This window comes from Actinokineospora sp. (genome assembly GCF_050699995.1).
Classification (GTDB): Bacteria; Actinomycetota; Actinomycetes; order Mycobacteriales; family Pseudonocardiaceae; genus Actinokineospora.
On the sequence record NZ_JBOHGC010000393.1, the window covers coordinates 20,445 to 39,138 of the forward strand.

At 70.1% G+C, this 18,694-nt stretch carries 24 protein-coding genes and 2 pseudogenes; 16 read left to right on the plus strand and 10 right to left on the minus strand.

The features are described 5' to 3' along the window. Positions 1–45: 45 nt before the first annotated feature. Positions 46–1,152, plus strand: a pseudogene (gene wecB, locus ACRDSQ_RS19600) (non-hydrolyzing UDP-N-acetylglucosamine 2-epimerase); the annotation flags it as partial. Positions 1,153–1,161: 9 nt separating this feature from the next. On the opposite strand, the gene ACRDSQ_RS19605 reads toward wecB, so the two are convergent. After that, a complete protein-coding gene (locus tag ACRDSQ_RS19605) occupies positions 1,162–1,731 on the minus strand; it encodes an isochorismatase family protein (protein ID WP_431423044.1) in 570 nt (189 codons plus the stop codon). 13 nt (positions 1,732–1,744) lie between these two features. Next, entirely contained in the window at positions 1,745–3,040 is a 1,296-nt protein-coding gene (locus ACRDSQ_RS19610; RefSeq protein ID WP_431423045.1) for a nicotinate phosphoribosyltransferase, read from the minus strand. A gap of 118 nt (positions 3,041–3,158) precedes the next feature. Between ACRDSQ_RS19610 and clpS the strand changes: the two genes are divergently transcribed. From clpS to ACRDSQ_RS19640, 6 genes are all read left to right on the plus strand, one after another. Beyond that, entirely contained in the window at positions 3,159–3,458 is a 300-nt protein-coding gene (gene clpS, locus ACRDSQ_RS19615; RefSeq protein WP_091383160.1) for an ATP-dependent Clp protease adapter ClpS, read from the plus strand. Continuing rightward, the gene (locus ACRDSQ_RS19620) at positions 3,455–4,015 is read left to right on the plus strand and encodes a DUF2017 domain-containing protein (protein WP_431423046.1); all 561 of its coding nucleotides are present in this window, start codon (positions 3,455–3,457) and stop codon (positions 4,013–4,015) included. Before clpS ends, ACRDSQ_RS19620 begins: the two co-directional genes overlap by 4 nt. Further along, entirely contained in the window at positions 4,012–4,962 is a 951-nt protein-coding gene (locus ACRDSQ_RS19625; protein WP_431423047.1) for a P1 family peptidase, read from the plus strand. Before ACRDSQ_RS19620 ends, ACRDSQ_RS19625 begins: the two co-directional genes overlap by 4 nt. 336 nt (positions 4,963–5,298) lie before the next feature. Next, a complete protein-coding gene (locus ACRDSQ_RS19630) occupies positions 5,299–5,769 on the plus strand; it encodes a Mov34/MPN/PAD-1 family protein (RefSeq protein ID WP_431423048.1) in 471 nt (156 codons plus the stop codon). A 77-nt stretch (positions 5,770–5,846) separates the two neighbouring features. Then, positions 5,847–6,125, plus strand: coding sequence for a MoaD/ThiS family protein (locus tag ACRDSQ_RS19635; RefSeq protein WP_431423049.1), 279 nt, complete (start codon positions 5,847–5,849; stop codon positions 6,123–6,125). Between the two features lie 12 nt (positions 6,126–6,137). Continuing rightward, positions 6,138–7,088, plus strand: coding sequence for a PLP-dependent cysteine synthase family protein (locus ACRDSQ_RS19640; protein WP_091383148.1), 951 nt, complete (start codon positions 6,138–6,140; stop codon positions 7,086–7,088). A 42-nt stretch (positions 7,089–7,130) separates the two neighbouring features. On the opposite strand, the gene ACRDSQ_RS19645 is transcribed toward ACRDSQ_RS19640, so the two are convergent. Continuing rightward, positions 7,131–7,466: a type II toxin-antitoxin system PemK/MazF family toxin gene (locus tag ACRDSQ_RS19645; protein WP_431423050.1), complete on the minus strand. Its 336-nt coding sequence runs from the start codon at positions 7,464–7,466 to the stop codon at positions 7,131–7,133. Further along, positions 7,466–7,690 (minus strand): hypothetical protein, encoded by a 225-nt coding sequence (locus tag ACRDSQ_RS19650; RefSeq protein WP_431423051.1) that lies wholly within the window; start codon positions 7,688–7,690, stop codon positions 7,466–7,468. Before ACRDSQ_RS19650 ends, ACRDSQ_RS19645 begins: the two co-directional genes overlap by 1 nt. Positions 7,691–7,752: 62 nt before the next feature. Between ACRDSQ_RS19650 and ACRDSQ_RS19655 the strand changes: the two genes are divergently transcribed. From ACRDSQ_RS19655 to rdgB, 7 genes and pseudogenes are all read left to right on the plus strand, one after another. Then, on the plus strand, positions 7,753–8,214 hold the full coding sequence (locus tag ACRDSQ_RS19655) for an SRPBCC family protein (RefSeq protein WP_431423052.1): 462 nt from the start codon (positions 7,753–7,755) through the stop codon (positions 8,212–8,214). Continuing rightward, a pseudogene (locus ACRDSQ_RS19660) lies at positions 8,211–8,918 on the plus strand (aspartate/glutamate racemase family protein). Before ACRDSQ_RS19655 ends, ACRDSQ_RS19660 begins: the two are co-directional and overlap by 4 nt. 10 nt (positions 8,919–8,928) lie before the next feature. Then, the gene (locus tag ACRDSQ_RS19665) at positions 8,929–9,549 is read left to right on the plus strand and encodes a rhomboid family intramembrane serine protease (RefSeq protein ID WP_431423053.1); all 621 of its coding nucleotides are present in this window, start codon (positions 8,929–8,931) and stop codon (positions 9,547–9,549) included. Then, complete coding sequence (murI, locus tag ACRDSQ_RS19670) at positions 9,546–10,349, plus strand: glutamate racemase (protein ID WP_431423054.1); 804 nt, start codon at positions 9,546–9,548, stop codon at positions 10,347–10,349. Before ACRDSQ_RS19665 ends, murI begins: the two co-directional genes overlap by 4 nt. 35 nt (positions 10,350–10,384) lie before the next feature. Continuing rightward, positions 10,385–11,155, plus strand: a complete 771-nt coding sequence (locus ACRDSQ_RS19675) for an MBL fold metallo-hydrolase (protein WP_431423056.1) — start codon at positions 10,385–10,387, stop codon at positions 11,153–11,155. Between the two features lie 9 nt (positions 11,156–11,164). Continuing rightward, a complete protein-coding gene (gene rph / locus ACRDSQ_RS19680) occupies positions 11,165–11,911 on the plus strand; it encodes a ribonuclease PH (RefSeq protein ID WP_431423058.1) in 747 nt (248 codons plus the stop codon). Then, a complete protein-coding gene (gene rdgB, locus ACRDSQ_RS19685; protein WP_431423060.1) occupies positions 11,908–12,513 on the plus strand; it encodes an RdgB/HAM1 family non-canonical purine NTP pyrophosphatase in 606 nt (201 codons plus the stop codon). Before rph ends, rdgB begins: the two co-directional genes overlap by 4 nt. 69 nt (positions 12,514–12,582) lie before the next feature. On the opposite strand, the gene ACRDSQ_RS19690 is transcribed toward rdgB, so the two are convergent. Both ACRDSQ_RS19690 and ACRDSQ_RS19695 read right to left on the minus strand, forming a co-directional pair. Next, positions 12,583–13,218, minus strand: a complete 636-nt coding sequence (locus tag ACRDSQ_RS19690; RefSeq protein WP_431423062.1) for a DJ-1/PfpI family protein — start codon at positions 13,216–13,218, stop codon at positions 12,583–12,585. A gap of 1 nt (position 13,219) precedes the next feature. Further along, positions 13,220–14,179: a GlxA family transcriptional regulator gene (locus ACRDSQ_RS19695; protein WP_431423064.1), complete on the minus strand. Its 960-nt coding sequence runs from the start codon at positions 14,177–14,179 to the stop codon at positions 13,220–13,222. A gap of 584 nt (positions 14,180–14,763) precedes the next feature. Here ACRDSQ_RS19695 and ACRDSQ_RS19700 point away from each other — a divergent pair. Next, positions 14,764–15,093 (plus strand): hypothetical protein, encoded by a 330-nt coding sequence (locus tag ACRDSQ_RS19700; protein ID WP_431423066.1) that lies wholly within the window; start codon positions 14,764–14,766, stop codon positions 15,091–15,093. 108 nt (positions 15,094–15,201) lie between these two features. On the opposite strand, the gene bcp is transcribed toward ACRDSQ_RS19700, so the two are convergent. From bcp to smpB, 4 genes are all read right to left on the minus strand, one after another. Continuing rightward, positions 15,202–15,666, minus strand: coding sequence for a thioredoxin-dependent thiol peroxidase (bcp, locus tag ACRDSQ_RS19705; RefSeq protein ID WP_431423068.1), 465 nt, complete (start codon positions 15,664–15,666; stop codon positions 15,202–15,204). Positions 15,667–15,687: 21 nt separating this feature from the next. Then, positions 15,688–16,200: a hypothetical protein gene (locus ACRDSQ_RS19710; RefSeq protein WP_431423070.1), complete on the minus strand. Its 513-nt coding sequence runs from the start codon at positions 16,198–16,200 to the stop codon at positions 15,688–15,690. Positions 16,201–16,373: 173 nt separating this feature from the next. Next, positions 16,374–16,556 (minus strand): hypothetical protein, encoded by a 183-nt coding sequence (locus ACRDSQ_RS19715; protein WP_431423071.1) that lies wholly within the window; start codon positions 16,554–16,556, stop codon positions 16,374–16,376. Positions 16,557–16,600: 44 nt separating this feature from the next. Continuing rightward, positions 16,601–17,071, minus strand: a complete 471-nt coding sequence (gene smpB / locus ACRDSQ_RS19720; protein WP_431423072.1) for an SsrA-binding protein SmpB — start codon at positions 17,069–17,071, stop codon at positions 16,601–16,603. Between the two features lie 166 nt (positions 17,072–17,237). On the opposite strand from smpB, the gene ACRDSQ_RS19725 reads away from it, so the two are divergent. Then, a complete protein-coding gene (locus ACRDSQ_RS19725; RefSeq protein WP_431423074.1) occupies positions 17,238–18,656 on the plus strand; it encodes a hypothetical protein in 1,419 nt (472 codons plus the stop codon). Positions 18,657–18,694 lie beyond the last annotated feature (38 nt).

An 18,694-nucleotide genomic window follows, 5' to 3' on the forward strand; every position in this document is an offset into this window, starting at 1 on the left:
CTCGCCCGGGGCCCTTTTCCTTGTCTGACAAAAGCTGGAGGCACCGTGGAAGTCCTGCTCCTGGTCGGCACCCGACCCGAGGCGGTGAAAGCCGCGCCGGTCGCCCTCGCGCTGGACGGTCACCCCGCGCTGCGATCGGTCATCGTCCACAGTGGACAACATGCCGGGATGGTCGAGCAGGCACTGGAACCCTTCGGCCTGACCCACACCGAAGCCCTCGACGTGAACCGGGAAACGGGCACCCAGGCCGAACTCGTGGCCGAACTGCTGCCCGCGCTCGATGAACTGCTCACCCGGCGCCGCCCGGCGGCCGTCATCGTCCAGGGTGACACGACCACAACCCTGGCGGGCGCGCTTTCCGCTTTCTGGCGCGGTATCCCGGTGGTGCACCTCGAAGCGGGCCTGCGCACCGGCGACCTCGCCGCGCCCTTCCCGGAGGAGGGCAACCGGCAGATGGTCGCGCGGATCGCCGCGCTGCACCTGGCCCCGACCGAGGACGCCGCCGCGGCGCTGCGGGCGGAGTCCGTGGCCGAGCGGGACATCGTGGTCACCGGCAACACCGTCGTCGACGCCGTCCGGCACATCGCCGCGGCGGACCGTCCCGCGGTCGATCCGAGCCTGGCCGCCGTGGAACGCGAACTCGCCGACTCGGGCGGCAGGCTCGTGCTGGTGACCGTGCACCGCCGCGAGTCCTGGGGCGCGCCCCTCGACGAGGTCTTGGGCGCGGTCCGCACGATGGTCGAACGCCATCCCGACATCCGCGTCGTCCTGCCCACCCACCCGAATCCCGCCGTGGGCGCCCAAGTCCGGGCCGCGCTCGGCGACGTCGAGCGGGTCTCGATCACTGGTCCGCTCGGCTACCCCGACCTGGTCCGGGCCTTGCGGCTGGCCGCGCTGGTCATCACCGACTCCGGCGGCATCCAGGAGGAGGCGCCGAGCTTCGGCGTCCCCGTCCTGGTCGCCCGGGAGGTGACCGAGCGACGTGAGGCCGTGCGCGCGGGCTGCGCGTGGCTCGTCGGGACCGACCGCGCGGCCCTACTCGCGGGCGCGGACCGAATCCTCCGCACGAACCTGCGGGTCCCGGCCGACCGCAACCCGTTCGGCGACGGCACAGCCGCCCGTCGGGTCCTCGTGGCGCTGGAGCGGCTGCTGCTGCCGGGCTCAGCCCAGGGTGCCGACCAGCCGCACGTCGGCGGCGCGCAGCGTGTCGAGCGCGGTCTCCGCGGTGTCGGGGGAGACGGCGGCGGTCAGGCTGAGCAGCACCGTGGTGTCGAACCCGTCGCGCGCCGCGTCGACCGCGGTGGCCCGCACGCAGTGGTCGGTCGCGATGCCCACGACGTCGACCTTCGAGACTCCCTTGTCCCGCAGCCACTCCGTCAGTGACCGGCCCTGGGGCCCGACCCCTTCGAAGCCGGAGTAGGCCGCGGCGTGGGCTCCCTTGGAGAACACCGCCTCGACCGCGGTGACGTCGAGTTCCGGGTGGAACGACGCGCCCGCCGTGCCCGCCACGCAGTGTGTGGGCCAGGTGTCGACGAAGTCCGGGTTCTCGCTGAAGTGCGGGCCCGGGTCGAGGTGGTAGTCCCGGGTGGCGACGATGTGGTCGTAGCCCGCGGACGCCATGTGGGCGCTGATCGCCGCCGCCACCGCCGCGCCGCCTGCCACCGGCAGCGACCCGCCCTCACAGAAGTCGTTCTGCACGTCCACGACGATCAACGCGGTCCGCTCGGTCATCGGTGACTCGCTCCTAGTTCATGTAGACGGTCGGGATCGCGGGCTCGCCCGCGGACAGCTTCAAGCCCTCCCACGGCAGGCTCACCAGACCCTGGCGGACCCGCTGCCTGCTGTCCTCCAGCGTGGGCAGTCCGGCCACCGGCTGTCCAGCCCGCATCAGGGGAATCTGCAGCGGCCGATCGTGCTCGCCCGCCTCCGGCCGCTCACCTTCGGCGAAGTGGACGACCTCCTCCAGCGCGGTGCCCGTCGGCTTGTGCCTGCGCAGCGCCAGCTTCCGGCCGCCGCGCGACTCCTTGTGCGAGCTGCGCTTCGCGACCGGGCGGCCTGTCACCTCGACCAGCTTGTAGACCATCCCGGCGGTCGGGGCGCCCGAGCCGGTGACCAGGGAGGTGCCCACGCCGTAGGCGTCGACCGGCTCGGCGCGCAGCGCGGCGATGGCGTACTCGTCGAGGTCGCCGGACACCACGATCCGCGTCTGGGTCGCGCCCAACTCGTCGAGCTGCTCGCGGGCCTGGCGAGCCAGGACGCCGACGTCGCCGGAGTCGATGCGGATGGCGCCGAGTTCCGTGCCCGCGACCTCGATCGCGGTGGCGATGCCCTGGGTGATGTCGTAGGTGTCGACCAGCAGCGTGGTCCCCGTGCCGACCGCGGCGATCTGCGCCTCGAACGCGGCCTTCTCCGAGTCGTGCAGCAGGGTGAACGCGTGCGCGCAGGTGCCTGTGGTCGGGATCGCGAACGTCCGCCCGGCCTCCAGGTTGGACGTGGTGGAGAACCCGGCGAGGAACGCGGCGCGAGCCGAGGACACCGCCGCGTGCTCATGCGTGCGCCGCGAGCCCATCTCGATGATCGGCCTGCCGTTGGCCGCGCTCGCCATCCGCGCACCCGCCGAGACGATGGCGCTGTCGTGGTTGAGGATCGACAAGGCCAGTGTCTCCAGCACCACGGCGTCGGCGAAGGTGCCGGTCACGGTGAGGATCGGCGAGCCGGGGAAGTACAGCTCACCCTCGGGGTAGCCGTCCACGTCGCCTGCGAACCGGTAGTCGGCCAGCCGGTCAAGAGTCGCCTCGTCGACGACCTTCGTCGCCCGCAGGTGGCGCAGCTCGTCGTCGCCGAAGCGGAAATCGGCCACGGCATCGATGAACCGCTGGGTGCCGCCGACCACGCCGTAGCGCCTGCCGTCGGGCAGCCGCCGGGCGAAGGTCTCGAACACGCAGGTCCGGTCGCCCGTGCCGTCCGCGAGCGCGGCCGCAAACATGGTCAACTCGTAGTGGTCGGTCAGCAGGGCCGTGCTCGGTGAGGTCGCAACCATGGTCGGGAAGCCTATTGCCCGGCACGTTCGCGCGGGTGGATGCGATCTGTGATGTTGTACTCCGAACGAATGAAGATCCGCCGCACCCGCGCGAAGCGGACATGCCACCATTGACACCATGACCGCCCCCGTCGACATGGAACAGACACAGTCCGACCCGACTGGCGCCGCAGTCGTCTCCGAGGACGTGCCGTGGCAGACGGTCGTCTGGAACGATCCGGTGAACCTGATGTCGTACGTGACGTACGTCTTCCAGAAGCTGTTCGGCTACAGCCGCGACAAGGCGACGAAGCTGATGCTCGACGTCCACCACGAAGGCAAAGCGATCGTCTCGCACGGATCCAAGGAGAAGGTCGAGGGCGACGTGGCGAAACTGCACGCAGCCGGACTCTGGGCGACGATGGAGCATCAATCTTGAAGCCGTGGAAGCGCAAGGGTGACAAGGTCTTCGGGGAACTCGACAAGCAGGAGGCCGCAGTCCTGCGGGGCCTGGTGTCGCAGATCGACGACATGCTCAAGGCGCGCATCGAGGACACACCCCAGGACGAGCTGGCCGAGCTGACCGGCATCCGCACCGGCCCCACCACCTCCCCGGACGACCCGGTGCTCTCGCGGCTGCTGCCCGACTTCCACCGGCTCGACGACGACAGCCCGAGCAAGGCCGAGCTGGACTCCGCGGCCGCGCTGCGCTCCATCCACGAGCCCACGCTGCTCGACCTGAAGACCGGCGTCGCGGGCGTCGTGCTCGACACCTGCCCGATGTTCGGTGGCGGGGTCCGGCTGTCGCTGGAGCAGGCCGACGCCTGGCTCTCCGCGCTCAACGACGTGCGGCTGGCCCTGGGCACGGCCATCGACGTCACCGAGGACATGCCAGAGGAACTGCCGGACGACGACCCGCGCAGCCCCCACCTCGCGGTGTACCACTGGCTGACCTGGGTGCAGGAGTCACTGGTCCAAGCCCTGTCGGCCGAATGAACGCCATCACCGACGTGCCCGGCGTCCTCGTCGGCCACCACCACCGCTTCGGCGATGGCTGGGCCACGGGCACCACGGTCGTGCTGCTTCCGGAGGGCACGGTCGGCGGCGTCGACGGCCGCGGGGGAGCGCCCGGCACCCGGGAGACCGACCTGCTGGCCCCGGAGAACCTGGTCGACCGGATCGACGCGGTCTGCCTGTCCGGCGGCAGCGCGTATGGCCTGGTCGCGGCGGACGGCGTGATGCGCTGGCTCGCCGAGCACAACCGCGGGTTCCCGGTGGGCGCGGCGCCGCATGAGGTGGTGCCGATCGTGCCCGCCGCGGTGCTGTTCGACCTCCCGCGCGGGGCTTGGGGCAACCGCCCGACATCGGATTTCGGGTACGAGGCCTGCGCGGCGGCGTCGACGTCGGTCGAGCAGGGCTGCGTCGGCGCCGGGGCGGGTGCCCGCGCGGGGTCGCTCAAGGGCGGTATCGGGACGTCGAGCGTGCGGGTGGGCGAGTTCACCGTGGGCGCTGTCGCGGCGGTGAACGCGCGCGGAGAGGTTGTCGACCTGAAGACCGGCACACCGTGGGCGGCCGACCTGGGCCTGCCCGGCGAGTTCCCGGCGTCTCCGGGTCGCGCGGCCGAGCTGCCGACCGTCGCCTCGGACCTCAACACCACGATCGGTGTCGTCGCCACCGACGCGAAGCTCGACAAAGCGGCCTGCCGCAGGCTCGCGATGGCCGCCCAGGACGGTCTCGCCCGTGCGGTCCGACCAGCGCATTCCCTGTTCGACGGCGACACCGTGTTCGCCGCGGCCACCGGTGCGCGACCGGTCTCCGGCCCGTTCGAGCTCGACGCCCTCTACGCGGCCGCCGCCGACGTGTTCGCCAGGGCGATGGTCCACGGCGTCCTGGCGGCCCGCACCGTCGGGGAATTGCGCTCCTACCAGGACGTCTGGTCCTAGCGCGAGGTCATCAGCACCTTTCTGGGTTGCTCCGGGGTTCGCGTCTCCGGTGGCCGCCGATGCGGGAATCAAGACTCTGGTGTGCGCAGGCGCGGGCAGGGGGAAGGATTTCGGGTCGTGGCCGTCAACCCTGCCGATATGCGGCGAGTGTCGCGCAATGTGTGGCGTTCGCGTTGCAACGCAAGCACGCCCGCGAAGGTCGCGAGCCCGAGAACCGTGAACCTCGACAGGATTACCTTCTCATGCGGTAGTGCTGTTGGAATCCCCTATATCGGCTGGGGGAGGATGCCAAGTGCGGACTCTCACACAGTGGGAGAGGCCCACCCACCACGTAGGATGGGCGGTGTGTTGGAGATACGCCGAGACCTGGTGGACGCGATGGTGGCGCATGCCCGTCGCGACCACCCGGACGAGGCATGCGGTGTCATCGCGGGACCCGAGGGCAGTGACCGCCCCGAACGGTTCATCCCGATGCTCAACGCCGCCCGGTCGCCGACGTTCTACGAGTTCGACTCGGCCGACCTGCTGAAGCTCTACCGCGAGATGGACGCCAACGACGAGGTGCCGGTGGTCATCTACCACTCGCACACCGCGACCGAGGCCTACCCGTCGCGCACCGACGTGTCCTATGCCTCCGAGCCGGACGCGCACTACGTGCTGGTCTCCACCCGCGACGCGAACGAGCATGAGCTGCGTTCGTACCGGATCGTCGACGGCGTCATCACCGAGGAGCCCGTCGAGGTCGTGGAGTCCTACCGGTTCGCCCACACGGGCCCCGACGACATCCCCGAGCCAAGCGCTCTGTGACTTTGCGCGGTACCCGGAATACCGGCCGCGTCTCTGCACGTCATATCTGATCGAACAGGCAAAACCGGAGGTTTCACGTGGCCGTCACCGTTTCCATCCCCACCATCCTGCGCACCCACACCGGCGGCGAGAAGTCCGTTCCCGCCGCGGGCGCGACCGTCGCCGAGGTCATCGACCACCTCGAGGACAAGCACGGCGGTCTCAAAGCGCGCCTGGTCAAGGACGGTTCGCTGCACCGCTTCGTCAACATCTACGTCAACGACGAGGACGTGCGCTTCGCGGGCGGCCTCGAGGCCAAGGTCGCCGACGGCGACAACGTCACCATCCTGCCCGCGGTCGCGGGCGGCTCCCGCTAAGGAGCTCCAGCCATGGCCCGGTACGACTCGCTCATCGCCTCCCTCGGCGACACGCCGCTGGTCGGGCTGCCGAATCTCGCGCCCGCACCGAACGTCCGACTCTGGGCCAAGCTGGAAGACCGCAACCCGACGGGCTCGATCAAGGACCGGCCCGCGCTGGCCATGATCGAGTCCGCCGAACGCGACGGCAGGCTCGTCCCGGGCAGCACGATCCTGGAGCCCACCTCGGGCAACACCGGGATCGCGCTGGCCATGGCCGCCAAGATCAAGGGCTACGGCCTGGTCTGCGTCATGCCGGAGAACACCTCGGAGGAGCGCAAGCAGCTCCTGCAGGCCTACGGCGCCCGGATCGTCTACTCGCCGGCGGCGGGCGGCTCGAACGAGGCCGTGCGCCGGGCGCGGGAGATCGCGGAGCAGAACCCGGACTGGGTGATGCTCTACCAGTACGGCAACCCGGACAACGCCCGTGCGCACTACGAGGGCACGGGCCCGGAGATCCTGCGGGACCTGCCGACGATCACGCACTTCGTCGCCGGCCTGGGCACCACCGGAACGCTGGTGGGTGTGGGCCGCTACCTGCGTGAGCAGAAGCCGGACATCCAGGTCATCGCCGCCGAGCCGCGCTATGGGGAACTGGTCTACGGCCTGCGCAACCTCGACGAGGGGTTCGTGCCGGAGCTGTACGACCCGGACGTGCTCACGGGCCGCTACTCGGTGGGCTCGTACGACGCCCTGCGGCGGACCAGGCAGCTGCTGGAGGTCGAGGGCATCTTCGCCGGCATCTCCACGGGCGCCATCCTGCACGCGGCGCTGGCTGTGGCGGAGAAGGCGGCCGGGACAGGTGAACCGGCGGATGTGGCCTTCATCGTCGCGGACGCCGGCTGGAAGTACCTGTCCACCGGCGCCTACGCGGGCACGCTGGACGAGGCCGCCGATCGCCTCGACGGACACCTCTGGGCCTGACCGCCAGCCGCCACCCGCACTCGCGCCGTCTCCGAGTGCGGGTCACGCCAAGTCGATCATCTGCCGGAGTGCGAACCGGACCGTTTCGATCTCGTCGTCGCGCAGGCGTGCGGGGTGGCGTCTGACCAGCCGTTCCACGCTCACGGATTTGATCTGGTCGCACATCGCGAAAGACGGTCGGCCAAGGTCGACGGCCGGGTGGAAGGGCAGTCCCCGGTCGGTGGTCGTACAGGGCAGGACGATGGCCAACCGGTTCGGCAGCTCGCACGCCAGTGAGGTTCCGACAACGATGGCGGGACGTTGCCCGGCCTGCTCACGGCCGATCTGCGGGTTGAAGTCCGTCCACCACACCTGCCATGGCGCGAGCGTTCGAATCATCACTCCTTGGCCGCCACGTCGGTTTCGGCAAGGCTCGCGGCCTCGTCGGCGTAGCTGCCCGCGGCCTCCGGATCCGCCGCCAAGCGGGCCAAAGCGGCGCGCGTCGCGTGCTCGAACAGCACGATCCGCAGCGCTTCGTCCAGGCTGACGCCGCCCAGTTCGGTCTCCGCAATCCGCGCTAACGCGTCGCGGTTGTGCACCGACACCCGCATGCTTGTCTGCATGCAGTAAGTATGCATCGATGCACGCGTGCTGTCACCTCGCTTGATGGCGTAATTTGACCGCCGTGATTGAGATCGAGCGCTCCGGCCATGTCCTAGCATCCCCGGCCGATGTCTGGACCGTGGTCTCCGACGCCCGCCGTGCCCCCGACTGGTTCAGCTTCGCCGAGCGCACCGACGTCCTCTCCGGCAGCGGCCGCGGCGAGAAGCGGCTGCAGCACGGCCGCTGGCGCACGAAGACCTCCGAGATCGAGCAGGAGGTCATCGAGTTCGTGCCCGACAAGCTGATCGCCTGGAAGCACACCGCCGAGCGGGTCGACGGCAAGCCTGCCCCGGTGTACGCCTCCTCGGTCGTCTTCCGCATCGAACTCGAGGCCGACGGCGACGGCACGACGATCCGACTCCGGTTGCTGCGCGAACCCGCGGACGGCCTCAAGAAGATCGCCATGAAGCTGTTCGGCTCCCGCGACATCACGGGCCGGATGGAGGAGTCGCTGCACCGCCTCCCGGGCGCCGTGGCGTCGTGAAGGTCATCGGGCTGCTCGGCGGGATGAGCTGGGAATCCTCCGCGGAGTACTACCGGGTCGTCAACGAGCGGGTCCGCGAACGCCTCGGCGCGCTGCGTCCTCTACTCCGTGGACTTCGCCGACATCGAGCGCATGCAGGTCGAGGGCCGCTGGGACGACGCCGCCGCGGTCCTGGACGAAGCCGCGCAAGCGCTGGTTCGGGCGGGCGCGGAGATCCTTGTGCTGTGCACCAACACCATGCACAAGGTCGCCGACCGGATCGACGCGCCGCTGCTGCACCTCGCCGACACCACGGCCACCGCGGTGCGTCGGGAAGGCCTGCGGCGGGTCGGGCTCCTCGGCACCGCTTTCACCATGGAGCAGGACTTCTACACCGGCAGGCTCACCGAACACGGTCTCGACGTCCTCGTCCCCGACGCCGCCGACCGCGCGACGGTGCACCGGGTCATCTACGACGAACTCGTCCTGGGCGTCGTGCGCGACGAGTCCCGGCAGGCGTGTCGCGACGTCATCGCCCGGCTTGTGGAGCGGGGCGCCGAAGGGGTGATCCTCGGCTGCACCGAGATCGAACTCCTCCTCACCCAGGCCGACAGCCCGGTGCGGTGTTCCCGACCGCCCGCCTGCACGCCGAACTGGCGGTAGACCTGGCGCTCGGGGACGACATCAGGGTTTCACCTGATCCGCTGCCGCCCGCGAGCACGTAACCTCGACCTCGTGAGCACCGTCCCGGCCAAGCGGCCCGCCAACCGCGTCCTGCCGCCGAACCTGGCCCAGGCAGGCATCGTCGTGGGCGGCTTCGCCGTCCTGCTCTACCTGATCGAGTTCGCCGACCGGCTGCTGCCCGCGGACCTGGAGCTGAACGGGATCATCCCGCGTAGCGTCGACGGGCTCGACGGCATCATCTGGTCCCCGCTGCTGCACGGCGACTGGTCGCACCTGATCGGCAACAGCGTGCCGCTGCTGGTCTTCGCCTTCCTCGCGATGGCCAACGGACTGAGCCAGTGGATCATGGTCACGGCGACGATCTGGCTGGTCAGCGGTGTCGGCGTGTGGCTGACCAGTCCCGAGGACACGGTCACCATCGGCGCGTCCGGGCTGTGCTTCGGGTGGCTGCTGTTCCTGCTGGTGCGCGGCCTGTTCAACCGCAGCATCCTGCAGCTCGCCGTCGCCGCCGTCCTGTTCGCCTATTGGGGCACGACATTGCTCGGCGTGCTGCCCGGCGACACCGGAATCTCCTGGCAGGGCCACCTGTTCGGGGCGATCGGCGGCGTCCTGGCCGCCTGGTTCGCCGCGATGGCGGACAGGCCCACGGCTCCCGGTACGTTCAACGCGTGACGCGACCGCAGGCCCCGATCGGAATTTTCGACTCCGGCGTCGGAGGTCTCACCGTCGCGCGCGCCATCCTCGACCAACTCCCGCACGAGCGGCTGCGCTACGTCGGCGACACCGCCAACAGCCCGTACGGCCCGCGGCCGATCGCCGAGGTCCGCGCGCACTCGCTGGCCATCGCCGACCAGCTCGTCGAGGACGGCGTGAAGATGCTGGTCATCGCCTGCAACACGGCGTCCTCCGCCTGTCTGCGGGACGCGCGCGAGCGCTACGACATCCCGGTGGTCGAGGTCATCGTGCCCGCCGTGCGCCGGGCCGTGGCGGCGACCCGCTCGGGTCGCGTCGGGGTCATCGGCACGGCGGGGACAGTCCGCTCCCGCGCGTACGACGACGCGTTCGCCGCCGCTCCCGGCGTCACGGTGACCAGTTCGGCGTGCCCGAGGTTCGTCGACTTCGTGGAGAAGGGCGTCACGTCGGGCAGGCAGATCCTCGGGCTCGCCCAGTCCTACCTCGAACCGCTGCAGGAGGCCGAGGTGGACACGGTGGTGCTCGGCTGCACGCACTACCCGCTCCTGACCGGCGTCGTGCAGATCGTCATGGGGCAGGACGTGACCCTGGTGTCGAGCGCGGAGGAGTGCGCGAAGGACGTGTTCCGGGTCCTCGCCGAGCACGACCTTTTCGCCGAGGACGCGGGCGAGCCCACGCACGAGTTCGTCGCCACCGGGCCCGCGGAGCCGTTTCATCGCCTGGCACGCAGATTTCTCGGGCCGGAGTTGGCAAGTGTTGCTCCATTGGCTCGACGGTGATCGTGTCTCGCCGCTCGCTGTGACAGTCTGTCGAGGTGCTACTGACCGTCCTCGGCTGTTCGGGAAGTTTCCCCGGCCCGAACGCGCCCGCCTCCGGCTACCTGCTGGCCGCTGACGATTTCCTGCTGGGAATCGAACTCGGCAACGGTGCCTTCGCCGCGATGCAGGCAGTGGTCGACCCGTTCGACCTCGACGCGCTGATGTTCTCGCACCTGCACGCCGACCACTGCTCCGACTTCTCCGGCCTGTCGGTCCTGCGCCGCTACCACCCCTCACCGCCGTACGACCCGCGGGTGAACAAACTGGACGTCTACGCGCCGAGTGAGGCTCCGACCCGGTTCATCGCCGCGTACGCCACCGACGAGGCCGACCGGGCCGTCACCGACTTGTCCGATGTGTACCAATTCCGCGCGCTGCGGCCCGGCAAAGTCCACATCGGACCGTTCGAGGTGCTCGTCGCGCCCGCCGCGCATCCCTGCGAGTCGTTCAGCTTCCGCATCAGCCACGGCGGCCGGTCGCTGGCCTACACCGGGGACACGGCGATGTGCGACGCGCTGGTCGAAGTCGTCGACGGGGCGGACGTGCTGCTGTCGGAGGCGTCGTGGACGCACTCGCCGAACCATCCGCCGAACCTGCACCTGTCCGGCCACGAGGCGGGCGTCCTCGCCACGGGCGCCGGGGTCGAGCGGGTGCTGGTCACCCACATCCCGCCGTGGACGGACAAGGACGCGGTGATCGCCGAGGTCCGGGCCGCGTACGACGGCGAAGTGGTCCTCGTCGAACAGGGCGCCAAGTACGACATCTAGGCTCTGGGTGTGGCGCGAAGCGATGGCAGGAACGACGACCAGCTCAGGGACATCAAGCTCACCCGCGGCTACCAGGACTGGCCCGCGGGCTCGGTGCTCGTGGAGTTCGGGAAGACCAGGGTGCTGTGCGCGGCCAGCGTGACCGAGGGCGTGCCCCGGTGGCGCAAGGGCTCCGGGCTCGGCTGGGTCACCGCCGAGTACGCGATGCTGCCCTCGGCGACGAACACCCGCGGCGACCGCGAGTCGGTCAAGGGGCGCATCGGCGGGCGCACGCACGAGATCAGCAGGCTCATCGGCCGCTCGCTGCGCGCGTGCATCGACCTCGCGGCCCTCGGTGAGAACACCATCCACCTCGACTGCGACGTCATCCAGGCCGACGGAGGCACCCGCACCGCCGCGATCACCGGCGCGTACGTCGCCCTGCACGACGCGGTGACGTACCTCGGCGCGAAGGGCAAGCTCGCCGACCCGCAGCCGTTCTCGTGCGCGGTGTCTGCGGTGAGCGTGGGTGTGGTCGGCGGCCGGGTGCGGCTCGACCTGCCCTACGAGGAGGACGTGCGGGCCGAGGTCGACATGAACGTGGTGGCGACCGACGCGGGCACGCTCATCGAGGTCCAGGGCACGGGCGAGGGCGCGACGTTCGCCCGGTCCACCCTCGACCAGATGCTCGACTACGCCCTCGCGGGCTGCGCGGAACTGAACCGCATCCAGGCGGAGGCCCTGGCGCTGCCCTACCCGGGTGAGCCGGCCGGATGACCCGAGTGCTGCTGGCGTCCCGCAACGCCAAGAAACTGGGGGAGCTGCGCCGAATCCTGGCTGACGCGGACGTCTCGGGCATCGAGATCGTCGGCCTCGCCGACGTCCCCGAATTTCCGGACGCCCCGGAAACCGGCGCGACCTTCGAGGAAAACGCCCTGGCCAAAGCCCGCGACGCGGTGGCAGCCACCGGCCTACCGTCGATCGCCGACGACTCCGGCATCGCGGTCGACGCGCTCAACGGGATGCCGGGGGTGTTGTCGGCGCGCTGGTCGGGCAAGCACGGGGACGACCAGGCCAACCTGGACTTGGTGCTGGGGCAGCTGACGGATGTTCCCGACGAGCGTCGGGGAGCGGCGTTCGTGTGCACGGCGGCCCTGGTGGTTCCCGGGGGCCCGGAGGTGGTGGTCCGCGGCGAATGGCGCGGCACCCTGATCCGGGCCGGGCGTGGGGAGAACGGGTTCGGGTACGACCCGATCTTCGTGCCTGAGGGCGAGAAGAGGACATCGGCTGAACTGGCACCCGCGGAGAAGGACGCCCAGTCCCACCGCGGCCGAGCCCTCAGGTTGCTCCTCGACCACCTGCGATCACTGGCTGACTGACCCAGCCTCGCAACCTGATCGCGCGAAGTGAACACCGCTCTCGGTTGTGAGCGGTGCTCTCCGAGGTGATCAGCGCTCCATGAAGCCTGCCCGGGCCATCGCGGTCACCGACTCGCTCGCCTTGGACGGGTGTCCCGCGTCGAACGGTGGTCGTGGGTCGTATTCGATGGTCAATTGGATGGCCTCCGCCACCTCCTGACCATGGATCTCCCCGGCCAGCCACAGCGCCAGGTCGATCCCCGCCGACACCCCCGCCGCCGTCACGATCCGCCCCTGGTGCACCACCCGCTCCGCTGGGCACGACCGTGCCCCGAAGTGCGGCAGGGCGTCCTGGACGAGCCAGTGGGTGGTCGCGTCCAGGCCCTCCAGCAGGCCCGCCGCCCCCAGGATCAGGGCTCCGCTGCACACCGACGTCGTCCACCGGGCGGTTCGGTGGGTGTCGACCAGCCACTGCCGCAGCACCGGGTCGGCCATCGCGGCCTGTGTGCCTCGCTCCGAACCGGGGACGAGCACGAGGTCCGGCGCCGGTGTCTCGGCGAACGTGTGGGTGACGCCGAGGGTGAGGATGCCTGCGTCGGTCATCAACGGCCCGGGGGAGTGCCCGACGAATCTCAACTCCGTGTCGGGCATCAGCCGCAGCACCTCGTAAGGGCCCACCGCGTCCAGGGCGGTCACCCCGGGATAGAGCACGATCGCGACCTGCATGTCAGATCCTCTCCGCGGTCCGGAACCGCGCTCGGTAGTCGTCCGGGCCGACGCCCAGGACGCGGACGAATGCCCGACGCAGCGTTTCGGGGCTGCCGAAGCCGGTGCGGGCCGACACGGCGGCGACGGTGGTCGAGTCGGCTTCCAGCAGGCCGCGGGCCGCTTCCACCCGGATCCGCTCGACGAACCGGGCCGGGGTCGTGCCCAGTTGCTCCGCGAAGAGCCTGCCGAGGTGTCGTTCGGACATCCCCGCCCGCCGCGCCAGCCGGGGCACGCGGTGGTCGGCGGCGGGGTCGGCGGTGATCTCGTCGCACACCGGGCGCAGTGGGGACGCGGACGCGACCGCGTAGTCCAGGCGGGTGGAGAACTGGGACTGCCCACCAGGCCGCTGCAGGAACAGCACCAGCCACCGCGCCACCGTCCGGGCCGTCTCCGCGCCGTGGTCGGACTCCACCAGCGCGAGCGCCAAGTCCATCCCCGCCGTCACCCCCGCCGACGTGTACACCGACCCGTCCCGCACGAAGATGCGGTCGGGTTCCACGACCACCGCCGGGAAGGCCGACCGCAGCCGCCCGGCCATCGCCCAGTGCGTCGTGGCCCGCCGCCCGTCGAGCAGCCCGGTCGCGCCGAGCACGAACGCGCCGGTGCACACCGAGCACACCCTGGCCGCGGTCTCGGCGAGACGACGCACCTGGGTGACCACCGGAGGTGCGCACGCCTGCGCGTATTCCTCACCGCCTGCGATCACCAGGGTGTCGGCGTGGTCGACATCGGCCAAGGCGGCGTCGACATCGAGGCGCAGTCCCGAAGCGCCGCGGACGGCAGAGCCGTCGGGGGAGGCGACGACCAGGTCGTAGGCGTCCCGCTCCAGCTCTGCCGCGCCCGCGAAGACCTCGGCGGGGCCGACGACGTCGAGCAGCTGAACGCCGGGGAAGACGACGAGGACCACCCTGTGTGCCATGCGTCCAGCCTCTGACAGCGGGCGCTATGTCCGCAAGGACGCCTACCCCTCGGTTTCGGACACCAACCGTCCGATGGCTTTCGCGCCTGCCGTGACCGACGACGCCGCCGTCGAGAGCCGGGTCGACGGCGGATGTTCGGTCAGCAGCACCACGATGTGGCGCGACCAGCCCGGTGCTGTGCACGAAGTCCACCTTCGCGTTGTCGCCCCAGCCCTGTTTGACCGCCCAGTCCGCGTCCACCCCGCTCGGGATGCCGAAATGCTGGTCGAAGCCGTCGGCCGCCACTCGCGGGGCCGTGGCGAGCGAGTCGATGACGAACGTCTTGTCCGCCTCGGGGAGTTCCGTCATCACGTGGGTGTAGACGCGGGCGACGTCGCGCGCGCTGAGCAGCGTGTCGCCCCAGCGGCCCGGGTCGGCGGGCGGGCGGGTGTCGGTGAGCCCCAGCCGCTTCGCTGTGCGGGTGACCATGGCGGCCCCGCCCGACCGTGTCCACAGTTCGCCGGCGATCGGGTCGTCCGACAGCCGCAGCATCCGCCCCACCCGTTCGCGGTCGCCGCCGCCGGAGTGCAGCACGTCCAGGGCGATGAGGAGCTTGACCAGCGACGCCGAGTGGAACTTGCGGTCGGCGTTGACCGACACCAGTTCCGCCCCGGTCTGCCGGTCGATCACCAGCGCGCCGACGGTGGCCGACTTCTGCACTCCGCGCACCGCGCCGGTCACGTCGACAGGTCTCTTGGGCGCCGGGGACGGTTTCACGGCCGACGGCTTGACCGCGGCGACCGACGACTCGACCGGCGCGGCGCCCGGCGTGCCGACCTCGACCGGCACGGGCGCGGACACCACGCCGATCGGGGCCGGGGAACACCCGGCGAGCAGGATGAGCACGAGAAACGGCAGCAGGCGCATGCCGTGAATACGCCGTCAGCCGATGGTGAAGTTGACGTCCTCGGCAGGCAACTATTCCGCCGCGCCCGCGGTACGCGACAACCGCCGATTTGGTTGTCGCGCACCGCGAAACTGTTCAGAGCTTGAGGTCTTTGCGCAGCTTGGCGACATGTCCGGTGGCCCGCACGTTGTAGAAGGCGTGCGCGATGCGGCCGTCCGGGTCGACGATGAATGTGGACCGGATCACACCGGTCACCGTCTTGCCGTAGAGCTGCTTCTCGCCGTACGCGCCCCACGCCGTGAGCACCGCGCGGTCCGGGTCGGACAGCAGCGGGAAGGTCAGGCCTTCCTCGGCGACGAACTTGGCCAGCTTCGCGGGCTTGTCCGGGGAGATGCCGAGAATGGCGAAGCCCGCGTCGTTGAGCTCGGCGAGGTTGTCCCGAAAGTCGCAGGCCTGCTTGGTGCAGCCGGGTGTGGAGGCCGCCGGGTAGAAGTAGACGACCACGGACTTGCCGCGGAAGTCGGACAGCGAGACCTCGTTGCCCTCGCTGTCGAGGAGCGTGAAATCAGGAGCCTGGTCGCCCTCGGAAAGTCGCGTCATACCGTTGAAACTAGCGCGCGGCTACGCGAGCCCCTCGAACACCATCACCATCGACCGCGACGCCGGGTCCGGCTGGGCGCTCAGCTGCAGCGTCACCCGCTGCTCGGGCACGCCGAACGCCACGGAGAACCGGGCTTTCGCGCCGGGGGCGATCTCGATGTCGCCGACCATCCCGGCGTAGCCCTGGGTCGAGTCGATGACCTGGCGGGCGGTGGCGCCGTCGGCGGTGGCGGTCAGCACGAGCACGGTCGGGCGGTACGCGGTCGTGCCGTGGTTCTCCACGGTCACGTCGAAGCCCAGCGCGCGCGGGCTCTTCGGGTACGCCGAGTCGGTCGGCACGAAGGAGATGGGGCCCGAAACCGTGATCGACAGGTCGTCGCCCAGCGGCCTGCGCTCGCCGCTGCGCGACGGGTTCGCGGCGGCGGACGCGGCGACGGACTGCTCAGCCGGTTCGGAGTACGCGGGACCGCTGCCGCAGCCGGTGACCAACACCAGCAGCGTGCAGAGGGCAGCCGCCCATCCGACGGTTTTCACGGTCAGTGCCACTTCCTTGCCTGGGGACGCTCGGGGTGTGTGTCCCACTTTTACTGCCCACGCAGCCGAACGCGGCCTCCATTAGGCCGTTGAGTCGTACCTGGTGTCGTGCTGTGGCCGAGCCGTGATCAGGAGAGCACCCCAAGTGATCGGCGCCACTGTGGGCGGCGGACTCAGGCGGCGAGCGCGAAGAAGAGCACGAAGACCCCGATGAACACGAGCCAGGCTGCGATCAGCCAGCCGAAGTCACGCCACGGCGAGATCGCGTGGTTGTCCTCGCCGGGCACGTAGACGCCGCGCTCCTCGAACCGGTCGACCAGTCGTAGGAGCGCCGCGAAGGGCCGCGGGGAGCGCATGGGCTGATCGTGTCATGAGGTGAGGGAATCCGCCGCGACGCGCCTCACCTGCGCTGACCTTTGACGTGTCGGGCGAACTCACGCTCGATCTCCCGGTTGGCGTCGCGGGTCGCCAGGTCCTGGCGCTTGTCCCAGGTCTTCTTGCCCTTCACGAGGGCCAGTTCGACCTTGGCGCGGCCGTCGCTGAAGTACATCGACAGCGGGATCAGCGAGAGCCCGCTCTCCCGGACCCGGATGTCCCAGCGGTCGATCTCGCGCCGGTTGAGCAGCAGTTTGCGCACCCGGCGCGGGGTGTGGTTGGTCCACGTGCCCATCGCGTACTCGTTGATGTGCAGGCCGCGCAGCCACACCTCGCCGTCGTCGATCGTGGCGAAGGCGTCGACCAGCGACACCCGGCCCAGCCGCAGGCTCTTGACCTCCGTGCCGACGAGCATCACGCCCGCCTCGAGCGTGTCGAGGACGGCGTAGAGGTGACGCGCTCGGCGGTTCGTGGTGATCACCGTGGTCGTGGCCATGTGCTCACTTTAATTCACAGAGTGGTTCACATCCTTTTCTTAAATCATTCGGCTGATTGGCGGATATATGGCGGGTCCGGGCGCTGCGATGGTCACCTCGACCTGTGCCCGCACCCCTGCATGGCGGGCACGTCCAGGTCCTTCCCTGCATGAAGGGCGATTCGCCATGCGTTCACCAGGCTCCACAGCCAGGCGGCTGCGTGCCGCCTGTGTGCTCATAGCCGCCGTCGGTCTGACCGTCGTCGGCGTGCAGTCCTTGTCCGCCAACGCCTCGCCCACCCCGGCCGCGAGCGCGCAGACCGGGCCGCTTCCCGTGGCCGCGGACGGACACTCCCACCCGGTCATCGAGTCCGTCCCGGAGGACCAGCCCGCGCGCGGATTGGTCTACAAAGGACTGAACATCGCCCAGACCGGTCCCTGCAAGGGCACCTATCTCGTGCGCGGCCACGATGTCTGCTCGCACGGTCCGGACCAGCCTCCGCCCGGTTACCGCATGGGCGCCGATGTCCAGCCGCTGTCCGTGCAGCAGGCCACGGCCGCCGGTGTCTGCGTCGGCGACGGCTCCAGCGGCAACCGGGCCCAGGTGCTCTACGTCTACGCGAGCACCGACCGGTTCTCCCAGTACAAGACGTCCATCGAGCAGTGGGCGATCGGGATGAGCGACATCTACGACGAGAGCGCCAAGGAGACCGGCGGCACCCGGCACGTCCGGCTCCTGCACGATGCGAACTGCACGCCCATCGTCAGCAAGGTGCAGGTCACGACGAGCCAGCTCGCGGACTTCACCAGCATGAGCAACGCGTTGTCGCAGAAGGGGTACAACCGGCAGGACCGCAAGTACGTGATCTTCGCCGACTCCTCGGTGTACTGCGGCATCGGCGACTTCGCCGGTGACACCCGCAAGGGCGCCACGAACCGCAGCAACTACGGCCCGTCCTACGGCCGCACCGACACCAGTTGCTGGGGTCCGGACACGCCCGCGCACGAACTGGGCCACAACCTGGGGGCGGTCAACAACAACGCCCCCAACGCCAGCGGCGGCGCGCACTGCACCGATGAGTGGGACCTCATGTGTTACAGCGACTCACCCAACTACCCGCAGATGCGCTACATCTGCACCGACCGGGCCAAGGACGCGCGTTTCGACTGCGGCCACAACGACTACTACCACACGAATCCGCCCGCGGGCAGCTACCTGGCGACCTACTGGAACATGGCCGACAGTCTCTGGCTGGTCGCGAACGGCTCGACCGACCCGACCCCGACACCCGGATTCTGCTCGACCTACGCCACCAAGCACACCGGCACGCTGAACCAGGGCGCCTCGGCGATCCAGCCCAACGGCACCTGGTACCAGTCCACCACCAGCGGCACCCACGCCGGCTGCGTGGACGGGCCGGACGGCACGGACTTCGACCTCCACCTGCAGAAGTGGAACGGCAGCGGCTGGGCCACGGTGGCCAAGGCCGAGACGGAGAAGGCCGACGAGACGCTGTCCTACAGCGGAACCGCCGGCTACTACCAGTACAAGGTGGTGGCCTACGCGGGCTCTGGCGGCTACACCTTCGGGATGAACAAGCCCTGATCACAGACGACGGCCCCGGCGCTGGCCGGCGCCGGGGC